Consider the following 12,934-nt stretch of genomic DNA (forward strand, 5'->3'; position numbering starts at 1 on the left):
CTCGTCATCGCTTGCATCGTAGATCGAGTAAGGATCGCGCATGCTTTGTGAGTCCCTCAAATAAAGGGAGAAATCTGCGTGGTGATCCAGTAGGGAGCGGGCCGTTTGCCCGTACCGATGTGACCTGCCGGTTCAGGAATCCTTCCGGCCTTTCGCAGCTTATAAAATTGGGCCGCTGATACGGCAAACAGTGCAAGCATATGACCTGTGCGCAGACGCATTGGCAGATCCATGCGCACTCCGTCAAGTGGAAGTCGCTTTGCTTGCGGTTTTTTGGGTTGCCCAGCTGCTGCTGGTGCCTCCACTGCTGAGGCAGTGGGGAGTTGGGAAGCGTGTGCTTCGCCTTTCGAGACATAAGTGAGTGCCATTTTTCTGCCCTATGCAAATGCAAAACAAAGCAGGGCCTTTGGCACAAATATGGAGTGCATTAGAAGCCCCGCGGCTTTCCTCTGCACTCCATTGACTTATGAGGTTGCCTTATTGTATCAAGCAATCCACTATCGTCAACAGTCACTTATTCTTTGAGTTCAGTTGAATTAAATTATTCTCTTGCGGTTGCGGTAAATCGACGAAATCTGCCCAATCCTGCATAAGTTTTCGGCGTTTTTCAATTTGAGTGCCATGCATATAGGCAGCTTCAACCTTACTTTCCAGAGTGTGAGCAAGCGCCGCCTCCAGCATGTCCCGAGGGTGAGAGGTGTGTTCCCCGCCCCATGTTCGGAAGGTTGACCGAAATCCGTGGGGAACCGCCTGAACCTGCATTCGACGCATCACCGCGGTGAGTGTCATGTCAGAAAGCACCTTACCCCGTGGGGAGGGGAAAACGAGGTCGGTGCCTGCCATCGGTTCAATCGTGTCAATGAGCTGCAGGGCCTGCTTTGACAAGGGAACGGTATGCGGCTTACCCGCCTTCATCCGTTGACCAGGGACTGTCCATAGCCCTTTTTTCAGATCGAGTTCCTTCCACGTTGCTCCTCGAACTTCGCCACTCCTTGCGGCGCAGAGGACAGCGAATTCAAGAGCACGTGCTCCCGTCCCCTCTTGCTGGCGCAGCGCCTGCATGAAGGAATACATCGCAACGTAGTGAATCGCCTTGTGGTGTGCGGGCTTCTGAATCTTGTTCGGGGCCGGCAGAGCCGCGTCCAAGTAGCCTTTCCAACGCGCCGGGTTGAGCCCATCGCGGTAGCCATGAACCGTTGCCCAGTTCAGCACCGACTCAATCCGCCCGCGTAAGCGGCTTGCAGTTTCAGTTTTTGCCTCCCACAGCGGAGCGTTGTTCTTGTCGGCCTGCTGCTGGGTCAGCACAGTCATGATGTGGGCAAGTGCAATTGATTGCACTGGCAGCTTCCCGACGATTGGAAAGGCGTAGGTTTCTAGGGTAGCCAGCCATTGCGCTTGATGTTTGGCGTTCTTCCACTCCTCTTTGCGTTCGGAAATGAAGGTTCTTGCGCACCATTCAAAGGTCCTCAAGCTGGCTTGTTCAGCTAGCAACGCGGCCTTGGACGCCTGCCTTGCCGCCACTGGATCGCCCCCCTTCTCGATCGCCCCTCGTGCCTCTCTGGCTTTGTTGCGAGCGTCAGCAAGAGACGTCGAGGGGTACCCCCCCAGTCCGATTTCCCGGCGCTTGCTGCCCATCCTGACCCTAAGCAGCCAAGTCTTACCACCCTTAGCGGACACGTCCAGGATCAAACCTGCCACCCCACCTACGGCATGAGCACCAGGAGGAAGATGCTTGACCTCCAGAGCGCTCAGCTCCTTTGCTACCTTGGGCATATCTACCCCTCCTGTGTCCTTTGAGCCGACTGCAATTGATTGCATAGGAGCAAGAGCTTACCCGCCCAAACACCCGCCCAAAATTTTACGCTAGAGTGTAGATACCTGAACACATCTGAAGAGATATTTCTGATTTTTTTCGTTCTATATCAATGACTTGCTTGAGCGATAGGAGATGACTGGAAATCTTAGAAAGCTCTAGGAAAGCGGACACAGTCTCCGCCAGCCTCAAGCTGGCAGCCGATCTGCCGATACAACCCGAAACCCCTGCTTCCTGGATGGTCCAGGATCGGTTGACGGGTTGTTCAACATGCAGATCACACCTGCTGCCCCTGGCAGCAACCCTTTGTTGACGCTTCTCGACCTGGTCGAGACACCGTTGCTGCTGTTCCAGCCCGACGGTCGGGTGGTGTTTTCCAACCAGGCTGCGCGCGCCGACCCCAGCAGGCCGTCGCTGGTACTGGGCAGCGACCCTCAGGTTCGCGCCATCGTCCAGGGCATCGCCGCTGGCACGAGCATACCGGTGACCGACCTGCGGCTCGACGCCCTGTCCGACGCCGGGGCGGTGGGACTGACGGTCCGCTTTGCACCCAAGCCGGTCGCCGGACTGATCGCCGCCACCGCCAGGTCCACCACTGCGGCGGCCAGCCCGGCCGGCGAACGCCCGGTGGCCAGCGACGAACGCTTGAGCCTGCAGCAAGTTGTCGAGGTGCTGCGTGGCGATCTGCTGCCACCGATGCAGGAGGTATTGGCCCAGCGCGACACCACCCTGCCCGCCCACGGCGCTGCGGTCGAGCACCTGCGCGAACGTCTGGACCGCCTGGTAGACCTGGTGGACGTGTTCGGCGACGACGTCTTGATCAGCGATGAGCGCATGGTTGTTCCCGACCTGGTGCGCGCGACCTGCCAGGCCCTGGCTCCCCTGATGCAGGCGAGCGGTGTCTCGGTGGTTTTCAAGGGCGAAAAGGCCGATCTTCCCCCTGTCTATGGCAGCGAGCGCCTGCTGCGGCGCGCGCTGCACGAATGCCTGCACAACGCAGTGGCGCACTCGCGCGCCCAGATCCAGGCCAACCAGCATGTGGGCGTGGAAGTCGCGTTCCGCGCGGCCGGCCACCACTTGCTGATCGGCATCAGCAACATGGGCGCGCTGTCGACCGCTGCGCTGCAGCGCCACGCAGCCACCTTGTTCCGCGTCGAGCCAGCAACGGGCTCGCGCAAGGCGGGCGAGGCGCCCGTGCTGCAGATCGGCCTTCCCCTGGCCCACCGCATCTTGCAATTGCATGGTGGCGCCCTGCGGATCGAGGATGACCGCGGCGAGGGGCTGGCCGTGATGCTGGAGCTGCCCACCGGCGCCCCGTTGCGCAATACCCGCCAGCTTGATCTGCTGCAGGCACAGATATACGCCGAAGACCTCTCCACCCTCATGGCGCGCACCCGCGCCCGGAGCACAACATGACCGCCAGGATCCTGATCGTCGATGACCAACCGGACATCCGAAAGCTCATCAAGCTCACGCTGCAGCATCTGGAGGATGCCGACGTCCACGAGGCCAGCGACGGCAGCGAGGGATGGCGGCTGGCGCAGAATCTGCGCCCCGACCTGATGCTGCTCGACGTGATGATGCCGGGCGAGCTCGATGGCTACCAGGTCTGCGAGAAGGTCAAGAAAGACCCGGTGCTGGGCTCCCATACCAAGGTCATCATGCTGACGGCGCGTGCCCAGCAGGAAGACCTGGCCCAGGGCAGCAAGGTCGGCAGCGACGCCTACCTCACGAAAGCATTCAGTCCGCTCAAGCTGCTCGACCTGGTGGACAACATGCTGGGGCGAACGGCATGACGGCGAGCAAGCTGAGCCGCTGGCTGGTCACCGCCTGCTGGCTGTTGGCCAGCCCCTGGGCGCTGGCCCAGGCAGGCAACGCCCAGCCGCTTCGCCTGGGTGTGGTGCCCCAGTTCCCCACACTGGAACTGCAGCGCCAGTGGGGGCCCATCGCCAGCGCCCTGACCGAGGCCTGTGGACAGCCAGTGATCTTGCAGGTGTCGCTCTCCATCCCCCAGTTCGAGACCCAGTTTCTCGCCGGTGAATTCGACCTGGCCTACCTGAACCCTTACCACGCGGTGATGGCCAACAAGGCGCAGGGCTACCTGCCTCTGGTGCGCGAAGGCCGGCGCGAACTCAAGGGCATCCTGGTGGTGCGGGCCAACAGCACGGTCCGCTCGGTCAGCGACCTGGCCGGCCAGCGCATCGCCTACCCGGCGCCCAACGCCTTCGGTGCATCGCTGTACCTGCGCGCCCTGCTCGAACGCGAGCACCGGGTGAAAACGCAGGCTGACTACGTGCGCACCCACAGCAACGCCTACCGGCACGTGATCGCAGGCCAGGCCGAGGCGGCCGGCGGCGTGAAGGCCACCCTCGCCAGCGAACCGCCGGCCCTGGCCAGCCAGTTGCGCGTGCTGTACGAAACGCCGCCAGCAGCGCCACACCCGATCGTGGCCCACCCCCGTGTAGCGCCGGCCGTGCAGGCCTGCATCACCCGAATCCTCACGCACCCCGAGGCCTTGCCCGGGATGCAGACGCTGCTGGACGCGGTGCACATGTCCCACCCGGTGGTGGCCACCTACGCGCGCGACTACCAGCCGCTGGAGCGTCTGGCGCTTGAGCAGTACGTGGTGATGGACACCAAGCCCTGAGCCATGGAGCCCACATTGACCCGACCACCGATGTCGCTTGTCCGCTGGATAGGGCGGCGCACCCTGAACACCCAGCTGCTGATCCTGGTCACTTCGGTGTGCGTTTTCGGGGTCGCCATCACCGGTGGCCTGTCCTACCTGCGATCGCAGCAAGAGACGCGCGACGAAAGCCAGGCCTGGGCCCTGGCGCTGGCACGGCTAGCGGCCAAGAGCAGCGCCGGCCCAATCATCGAACGCGACTACGGCACGCTGGAACTCACACTGCAGGAATTAACCGCCTTGCCCGGCGTGCAATCGGTCGAGATCGCCGCTCCCGGAGGTTTGGTGCTGCTGAACATCCGCCGCCAGGCCAGCGGCAAGCTGGGCGTCGAGTACCCGGTGGGTACGTTGCGCGCTGGTCCGACCGGAGCGCCGGCAAACCAGCAGGACGACGTGTTTGCGCACGCCAGCCTGATCAGCTCGGCCGCAGGCCATAGTGGCGCAGCAGCGGACGCGCAGACCCTCCGCAGCGAAGGCTGGGTCGAGGTGGCGTTCAGCCACCAACAGCGCCTGGCGCAGTCGAACCGCAACTGGCTGATCGGGGTGGGGGGCGCGCTGCTTGCGGCGGGGCTGGGCCTGCTGGTGTTCTACCTGTTTTTGCAGCGGGCGATCCGGCCGGTGGGCGAACTCGCGCGCTTCGCCAATCGCATGGCCACGCAGCCGGGTGACACGCTGAAGATCCGCTGGCGCAGCCGCGAAGTGCGCGAGCTGGGACAGGCCATCAACTGGGCCTCGCGCGAGCTCGCCAGCCGCATGCAGGACACCCAGCAAAAGCTCGCGCGCCTGCACGCCATCCTGGACACCGCCGCCGATGCCATCGTGGGCGTTTCGGCAGACGGGCGCATCGTGACCCTCAACCCGGCGGCCGAGCGCATGCTCGGACTGGACGCCGCTGTCATGCAGGGGCGACCCCTGGAGAATTTCGTGCCCGACATGAATCCGCAGCGGTTGCAAAGCGCGCTGGCGGAGGGTACCTTGATTTACAGCACCCAGTCGCGCATCGGGCAGCTCGAACTGACCGCCCTGCGCCAGGACGGTACGCTGTTTCCGATCGAGCTGCTGATCGGCGAAACCCGCGACGATCCCGAGATCAGCTTCACCTGCATCGTGCGCGACCTCAGCGACATGAAACAGGCTGAGGCCTACCTAACGCTGTACGGCCGAGTGCTCGACTGCACCATGAACGGCATCGCGATCAGCAGCGCGCGGCAGTTCCCACAGCCCATCGTGCACGTCAACCCCGCTTTCACCCGCATCACCGGGTACGAGGCATCGGAGGTGCTGGGTCGCAATCTGAGCCTGCTGGTGGGGTCGGCAACCGATGCGCAAGGGCAAGAGCAGCTGGAGCAGGCGATGCAGCAGGGTCAGGAGACCACGCTCACGCTGGCCCACGCCCGCAAGGATGGATCGGTCTTTTACAACAAGCTGTCGGTATCGCCCGTGCTGGACGATGCCGGCGCCATCACGCACTACATCAGCGTGATCGAGGACGTAAGCACCCAGATCGAGGTCAAACGCAAGCTGATCGAGCGCACCGCACGCCTCAATGCTTCGTTCAACCTCAGCCCGGGGGGATTTGCGGTGTTCGACGCCCAGGGCGTGCTGGTCACGACCAACCCCGCGCTGCGCGCCATGATCGGCGAGGTGCCGTCCTGGTGCACCCTGCAGCGCTTCGACATCTGGTTCCGCAACCTGTGTGATGACTACGAGAGCTATCCGCTGGTGAGCACCTCACTCAATGCCGGCGGCAAACACACGCTGGAGCTGGCCCGGCCCGGCCACAAGGTGCTGGAACGGGAAATCCGGCGCAACCTCGGCGGCAGCGGCGAGACCTTCCTCTACTTCCGCGACATCACGCACCAGTTCGAGGTCGATCGCATGAAGAGCGAGTTTCTGGCCACTGCCGCGCACGAGTTGCGCACGCCGCTGGCCAGCATCCTGGGCTTCACCGAACTCATGATCCACCGCCGCTACAGCGAAGAGCGGCAGAAGGACCTGCTGCAGACCGTGCACCGCCAGGGCACGCTGCTGTCCAACCTGATCCAGGAGCTGCTCGACCTCTCGCGCATCGAGGCGCGGCAAGGCAAGGACTTCCACATCGTGCCCAGCCCGTTGCAAGACATCGTGAGCCACGCAGTGAGCGGCATCACCGACCAGGACCTGGGCCGCATCGTGGCCTATGGTGAACTGCCCGCGCTGACCGTGATGGCCGATGCGGCCAAGATCCAGCAGGCCCTAACCAACCTGCTGAGCAACGCGTTCAAGTATTCGCCGGGCCAGGCCCAGGTGGGGCTGGCGGTGGAGACGGACATGCAGCAGCAACCGCCCATGGTCCATATCCGCGTGAGCGATCAAGGCATGGGCATGAAGCCTGAGCAACTGGCGCGCGCCTTCGAGCGCTTTTACCGCGCCGATGGGTCGGGCAATATCCCGGGCACCGGTCTGGGGCTCAACCTGGTCAAGGAGATCGCGGAGATTCACGGTGGCTCGGTGGCACTGAGCAGCCAGCCCGGTGTGGGCACCGTGGCCACCCTGTCGCTTCGCCTGGCTGTCACTGGCGCGATCGCGCAGCCGACCGAGACCGTGCCCGAGGCACAGGGCGCGTAAGTTCTTCCTCACAACAGGTGCGCTCAACGAACCCCATGCGCACACCCTGACCCAATGGGCGCACGGAGTCGGCAGAGTCTCCTGCAGCGGCGCCCTCGGACCGCGCTGTCCAACGCACCGATCAGCCGGTCAGGCGCTTGCCGATCCGTCGAACAGGAACATCGACTGCAGGTCGCTCAGAAAATCAATGCCGCGGGTGGTGGGCCAGACCCGTGCGGCATCGCGCTGCAGCAGTCCCTTGGCCACGCCTTGTTCGATGCCGGCCTGCACCGCCGACAGCGGTAACCCGGTGCGGTCCATGAAGTCCTGCAGGGGGAAGCCGTCGAGCAGTCGCAAGCTGTTGAGCATGAACTCGAACGGCAGGTCAGCCCGAGTCACTTCGCTCACGCTGGCCACTGGGTCGATGGCCGCGCGCTCCAGGTACAGGCGCGGGTCGCGCAGGCGCACCTGGCGCACCACGCGGTGAGCAAACGTGAGCTTGCTGTGGGCACCGGCGCCAATGCCCAGGTAGTCGCCAAATCGCCAGTAGTTCGTGTTGTGACGACTCTGATGCCCCGTCCGGGCGTAGGCCGATACCTCGTAGCGCGCCAGGCCGGCCTCACCCGTGAGCTCGGTGATGCGGTCGAGCATGGCGTAGGCGTCGTCTTCAGGCGGCAATTCCGGCGGGTACTTGGCGAAGTAGGTGTTTGGTTCCAGCGTGAGGTGATAGATCGAGATGTGCGGCGGCGCCAGCGCCAACGCAGTGCGGACGTCGACCTCGCAGTCCGCCAGCGACTGCCCGGGCAGCGCGTACATCAGGTCGAGGTTGAAGGTATCAAAGGCCATCGCCGCCTCCTCGACCGCGGCGATGGCCTGCGCTCGGTCGTGCACCCGGCCCAGCGCCACCAAGTGCGCGTCGTTGAAACTCTGTACGCCGATGGACAGGCGCGTTATCCCGGCCTGGCGAAAGGCGCGGAAACGGTCCTTCTCAAAGGTGCCGGGGTTGGCTTCGAGCGTGATCTCGGCGTCGGCATCCAGCCGCAAGCGCGCGCGCACATCACCCAGCAGGCGATCGATCGCCTCGGGTGAAAACAGGCTCGGTGTGCCGCCACCGATGAATACGCTGTGCACCGAACGCCCCCAGATCAGCGGCAGCGAGGCTTCCAGGTCGGCGCGCAGCGCATCCAGGTAGTCCTGCTCGGGCAGGGTCGTGCCGGCCGGGTCGCGCCACTCGTGGGAGTTGAAATCGCAATAGGGGCACTTCTTCAGGCACCAGGGCAGGTGGATGTAGAGCGACAGCGGTGGCAGCCCTTGCAACTGCAGGGTGCCAGGCCGCATCCAGTGCGCCACATCACTCCAGTGCGGCGCTTCGGGCGAGGGCCCTGATCGCGGACCTGGCCAGGCCACGCGGACTTCGCGCACGCTCATATCTTCTCGGTCAGTCCGAACCAGCGCTCGCGCATGAGCGCCAGCATCTGCCGCGCTGCGCGGCCGCGGTGGCTGTTCGCGTTCTTCACCTCGGTGGGCAACTCGGCAAAGGTCTTGCCAAACTGCGGCAAGTACATCACCGGGTCAAAGCCAAAACCCCCGTCGCCGACGGGCCGCTCGGTGATCAGACCCGGCGCGCGACCTGTGGCCACCAGCGGCTCGGGGTCGTCAGCACTTCGCAGTGCCACCAACGTGCTCACCAGGGCGGCGCGGCGGTCGGTCTGGCCTTGCAGCTGCTCCAGCAGCGCGCGCACATTGTTCGCGTCGCCCTTTTCGTAGCCAAACTGGGTCGCATAGTAGGCGGTGTCCACGCCAGGCAGGCCGCCAAAGGCCTCGACGCAGAGACCCGCGTCGTCTGCCAGCGCCGGCAAGCCGCTCTCTCGCGCCGCATGGCGAGCCTTGGCGAGTGCATTTTCAACGAACGTCCGGTGCGGCTCCGGCGCCTCCGCTATGCCGAGCTCTGACTGGCGCACCAACTCCACACCCAGTGGCGCAAACAAGGCTTGAAGCTCGGCCAGCTTGCCGGCATTGTTGGAGGCCAGGACCAGCTTCATCGCGAAAGTCTCACTTCAGGCCCAGCGTCTGCTTCTGCAGCTCGACCAGCTCGCCAATGCCTTTTTCGGCCAGGGCCAACAACGCATCCATCTGCGAACGGGAAAACGCCTCTCCTTCCGCCGTGCCCTGCACTTCAACGAAGTGACCCGCTCCCGTCATCACCACATTCATGTCGGTGTCGCAGGTCGAGTCTTCAATGTATTCCAGGTCCAACAACGGCAGGCCGCGCAACATGCCGACCGAAATGGCAGCCACATGGCCCTTGATCGGCGAGGCAGCGATCTTGCCTTCCTGGAGCAAATGGGTCACTGCGTCGTGAGCGGCGACGAAGGCACCGGTGATGGCGGCGGTACGGGTGCCGCCATCGGCTTGCAGCACGTCGCAGTCCAGCGAAATCGTGCGTTCACCCAAGGCCTTGAGGTCGAACACCGCGCGCAGCGAGCGGCCGATCAGGCGCTGGATCTCTTGCGTGCGGCCACTCTGCTTGCCCTTGGCCGCTTCCCGGTCGCTGCGGGTGTGGGTGGCGCGCGGCAGCATGCCGTACTCGGCGGTTACCCAGCCTTCGCCACTGCCTCGTTTGTGCGGCGGCACCTTCTCTTCCACAGAGGCGGTGCACAGCACCTTGGTGTGACCAAACTCGATCAGAACCGAGCCTTCGGCGTGCATGGTGAAGGCTCGGGTGATGCGCACAGGACGCAAAGCATCGGTGGCCCGTTGATCAGGGCGAACGTAAGTGGTCATGAAAGGGGCCTTTGTCAGCGGTTTCGAAGGGGGTTCGGCCCAGGCATCCAGCACACGGCCCAGAGCCGGCTTTGCCGGGTCACTGGCGCAATCGTTGCAAGGAGAAGTCGCGAGCCGGCGCAGGAAAAATCAAGCGTTCTTTTCAGCAGTGCGCCGGATCGCTTCGTTGATTTCGGCAATCGAGCGCTCGATGGCCGCATCGTCCAGATCTTCGATCGTGGGGTCGGGCACACCCGACTGGATGGTTGAAGCGAACACGCCGTCTTCAATGTCTTCGGTGGACACACGGGTGGTTCGGAATTCCTCAGTGGTTTCCCACTCCATCGCCAGCACGGTCACGTTGTCGCAACGAGCGCCACCGCGCTTGAGCGCCATCTCGACCAGCTCAGGCACCGACTGATCCAGCGTGCGGCGAGAGAGCTCGTTCACGATCTCTTCGTCGGTCACGGTGCCCCAGAGACCATCGGAACACAGGAGCACCCGATCACCTTGCTGCAGCTGCAGCGGCCCCGAGAGATCGAATACCGGTTTGGCGGGCGATCCCAGGCAGGTGAACAGGATATTGCGGTTGATGTGTTGGGTGGCGCGACCCAGGTGGGCCTGTTGCTCCATGTAGGAGTGGTCTCGCGTTCGCGTCACCAGCGCACCATCGCGCACGATGTACAGGCGCGAATCACCACAATGCACCCAGTGGACATGGTTGCGCTCCATCACCGCCGCTACCAAGGTGGTGCGGGGCGTGTCCAGCATGCCCTTCTCGGAGGCGTAGCGAATGATCTGGTGGTGCGCCGCCATGGTGGCACTGGAGAGAAACTCCGGCACTTCCTTGACCGTGGGGTTGGCGGCCTTCTGGAAGTAAGCCGAGAAGGTCTGCAAGGCCAGCTGCGCGGCCATCGCGCCTTCGGGGTGACCGCCCATGCCGTCGGCCAACACAAAAAGGCCCGCCTCTCGGGTGTAGGCGTAGCCCATGCGGTCTTCGTTGCGCTCGCGTCCGCCCTGCCGACTGATCTGGTAGACCGAAAACTTCATTTGAAGCGGGTTCCCGCTGCGGTGGACTTGCGTGCCGACTTTTTGTTGTCAGACACGATGTTGTCGAACTGCAACCGCATTTTTTCCGCTACCGTGAGCTTGGTGTAGCTGCGCTCGGTTTCTCGGCTCAATTCCTTTTGCAGCGCAAAGACCGACTGGGGACGGGACAGCGGATCGAGCGACATGCACCATTCGACCACTTCGATGAGGTTGTCCGAATAGACGCCGCGCAAGCGGGACAGGGCCAGCGACAAACGGTCTTTCTCCAGCCGCTGGGGCGCGTCGTTGGGTGGATAGCCCTGCATGCTGGCGTAGATGCAGGCGCCAATGGCGTAGATGTCGGTCCAGGGGCCCATGCTGGAATCGCGCCGGTACATCTCGGGCGCGGCAAAGCCCGGCGTGTACATCGGGCGGATGAAATTGCCCTCTTTGCTGAGTACTTCGCGGGCAGCGCCAAAGTCGATCAGCACAGAACGGTTGTCGTCGGTGACAAAGACGTTGGCCGGCTTGATGTCCAGATGCAGCATCTTGTGCTGGTGCACGATGCGCAGTCCGCGCAGAATTTCGTCGTACAGCGAGCGAATGGTGGACTCGCGAAACACCTTCTGCTTCTTGAGCTCGCGCGCGGTGATGATGAATTCCTGCAGGGAAGCGCCCTCCAGGTAGTTCATCACCATGTAAACGGTCTCGTTCTCACGAAAGAAATTGAGCACGCTGACCACCGAGGCATGGGAGATCTGCGCCAGCGCACGCCCCTCCTCAAAGAAGCTCTTGAGGCCCAGGCGGTAGAGCGAGAGTTTTTCGGGCTGCACCTGCGGCAGCAATTCGCCAGGTCCCCGGCTGGCCAGGGAGGACGGCAGGTATTCCTTGACGGCGACCTGCTGGCCTTCGGTGTCGACCGCGAGGTAAACCACGCCGAATCCGCCCGCAGCCAGCTTGCGGACAATGCGGTAACCGCCAATCACGGTGTCCGGCGGCAGCGGAGCGGGTTTGACCTTTGACATAATTCAAGCGGGTTCCGTAACGCCTTGTTGTGGACCTCTCAACCTGATCGGACGCATCTCCATGGCAGTTTACAGCATGACCGGCTACGCCACAGCCCAGCTAGGCGGGCCGTCTGCCGGGGTTGCCGCCGAGCCTGGACCAGCGGTCGGCATGGAATTGCGATCGGTCAACAGCCGCTTCCTGGACATCAGTTTCAAGCTCGCTGACGACCTGCGCAGCGCCGAACCGGCCTTGCGCGAATTGATTACCAGCCAGCTCAAGCGCGGCAAGGTCGAAGTGCGCGCCTGGGTTGAAGGCCGCCAGGACGCCAGCGTGCGCTCGCCCGGTGCGGCCGATTTGCAGAAGCTGGTGAGTCTTCAAGACCAAGTGCGCGCCTGGCTGCCAACAGCCCATCCGCTTTCGGTGGCCGAAGTGCTGGCACTGACGGCGCGCCCCACCAGCCACAGCGGCGCCATGCATGCACAGGTGGTCGAGCTGGGCGAGACGACTCTGAAATCGCTGGTGGCTGCGCGCGAACGCGAAGGGCGGCGCCTGGCCAGCATGTTGCTTGACCGCCTGCAGCAGCTGCGGCAGCTGGCCAAAGACGCTCAGCCGCTGATTCCACAATTGGTGGCGCAGCAGCGCCAGCGCTTCATTGACCGCTGGAATGAGGCCCTGGCCGCTTCGTCGGCCGATCCATCCACCTCTGGCAGCATGGGCAATGCAGTCACCGGCGACATGGCCCGCGACCGGGCTCTGACAGAAGCCACCGCTTTCGCCATCCGCATCGATGTGGCCGAGGAACTGACTCGGCTGGACTCGCACCTGACCGAAATCGAGCGGCTGCTGAAAAAGGGCGCCGAGGTGGGCAAACGGCTTGACTTCCTGATCCAGGAACTGCACCGGGAAGCGAACACCATGGGCTCCAAGTCGTCGAGCCTGGAACTTACCCGCATATCGGTGGACATGAAGGTGCTGATTGAGCAGATGCGCGAACAGGTGCAGAACATCGAGTAGCCCTGAACGCGCCAACTTTTCGTCTTGAACCTGCG

The 12,934-nt window shown here is 63.4% G+C and carries 12 protein-coding genes; 5 read left to right on the forward strand and 7 right to left on the reverse strand.

The annotated features are described in order from the left end of the window. Positions 1–56 precede the first annotated feature (56 nt). Both QUV25_RS01350 and QUV25_RS01355 read right to left on the reverse strand, forming a co-directional pair. The gene (locus tag QUV25_RS01350; RefSeq protein WP_300860740.1) at positions 57–233 is read right to left on the reverse strand and encodes a hypothetical protein; all 177 of its coding nucleotides are present in this window, start codon (positions 231–233) and stop codon (positions 57–59) included. Positions 234–510: 277 nt separating this feature from the next. Continuing rightward, positions 511–1,773, reverse strand: coding sequence for a site-specific integrase (locus QUV25_RS01355; RefSeq protein ID WP_300860741.1), 1,263 nt, complete (start codon positions 1,771–1,773; stop codon positions 511–513). Positions 1,774–2,122: 349 nt separating this feature from the next. Between QUV25_RS01355 and QUV25_RS01360 the strand changes: the two genes are divergently transcribed. Genes QUV25_RS01360 through QUV25_RS01375 form a run of 4 tightly spaced genes read left to right on the forward strand, consistent with a single transcriptional unit; the run spans position 2,123 to position 7,106 of the window. Then, positions 2,123–3,229, forward strand: a complete 1,107-nt coding sequence (locus QUV25_RS01360; protein WP_300860742.1) for an ATP-binding protein — start codon at positions 2,123–2,125, stop codon at positions 3,227–3,229. Continuing rightward, positions 3,226–3,609: a response regulator gene (locus tag QUV25_RS01365; RefSeq protein WP_300860743.1), complete on the forward strand. Its 384-nt coding sequence runs from the start codon at positions 3,226–3,228 to the stop codon at positions 3,607–3,609. The genes QUV25_RS01360 and QUV25_RS01365 overlap by 4 nt, the downstream gene beginning before the upstream one ends. After that, positions 3,606–4,460: a phosphate/phosphite/phosphonate ABC transporter substrate-binding protein gene (locus QUV25_RS01370; protein WP_300860744.1), complete on the forward strand. Its 855-nt coding sequence runs from the start codon at positions 3,606–3,608 to the stop codon at positions 4,458–4,460. The genes QUV25_RS01365 and QUV25_RS01370 overlap by 4 nt, the downstream gene beginning before the upstream one ends. Positions 4,461–4,490: 30 nt before the next feature. Then, the gene (locus tag QUV25_RS01375; RefSeq protein ID WP_300860745.1) at positions 4,491–7,106 is read left to right on the forward strand and encodes a PAS domain S-box protein; all 2,616 of its coding nucleotides are present in this window, start codon (positions 4,491–4,493) and stop codon (positions 7,104–7,106) included. Positions 7,107–7,235: 129 nt separating this feature from the next. Here QUV25_RS01375 and hemW read toward each other — a convergent pair whose 3' ends face one another. From hemW to QUV25_RS01400, 5 genes are all read right to left on the reverse strand, one after another. After that, positions 7,236–8,423, reverse strand: coding sequence for a radical SAM family heme chaperone HemW (gene hemW / locus QUV25_RS01380; protein ID WP_300861975.1), 1,188 nt, complete (start codon positions 8,421–8,423; stop codon positions 7,236–7,238). 86 nt (positions 8,424–8,509) lie between these two features. Next, positions 8,510–9,127 carry an RdgB/HAM1 family non-canonical purine NTP pyrophosphatase gene (rdgB, locus tag QUV25_RS01385; RefSeq protein ID WP_300860746.1) on the reverse strand — a complete coding sequence of 206 codons (618 nt, stop codon included), beginning with the start codon at positions 9,125–9,127 and terminating at the stop codon, positions 8,510–8,512. A 10-nt stretch (positions 9,128–9,137) separates the two neighbouring features. After that, on the reverse strand, positions 9,138–9,869 hold the full coding sequence (gene rph / locus QUV25_RS01390) for a ribonuclease PH (protein WP_300860747.1): 732 nt from the start codon (positions 9,867–9,869) through the stop codon (positions 9,138–9,140). 129 nt (positions 9,870–9,998) lie between these two features. Next, positions 9,999–10,898 (reverse strand): protein phosphatase 2C domain-containing protein, encoded by a 900-nt coding sequence (locus QUV25_RS01395; RefSeq protein WP_300860748.1) that lies wholly within the window; start codon positions 10,896–10,898, stop codon positions 9,999–10,001. Further along, entirely contained in the window at positions 10,895–11,902 is a 1,008-nt protein-coding gene (locus QUV25_RS01400) for a serine/threonine-protein kinase (RefSeq protein ID WP_300860749.1), read from the reverse strand. The genes QUV25_RS01395 and QUV25_RS01400 overlap by 4 nt, the downstream gene beginning before the upstream one ends. Before the next feature lie 61 nt (positions 11,903–11,963). Here QUV25_RS01400 and QUV25_RS01405 point away from each other — a divergent pair, with 61 nt between their 5' ends. Then, positions 11,964–12,899, forward strand: a complete 936-nt coding sequence (locus QUV25_RS01405) for a YicC/YloC family endoribonuclease (RefSeq protein WP_300860750.1) — start codon at positions 11,964–11,966, stop codon at positions 12,897–12,899. Positions 12,900–12,934: the final 35 nt, after the last annotated feature.

Origin of the sequence: Hydrogenophaga sp. (assembly GCF_030373245.1) — a bacterium.
Classification (GTDB): Bacteria; Pseudomonadota; Gammaproteobacteria; order Burkholderiales; family Burkholderiaceae_C; genus Hydrogenophaga.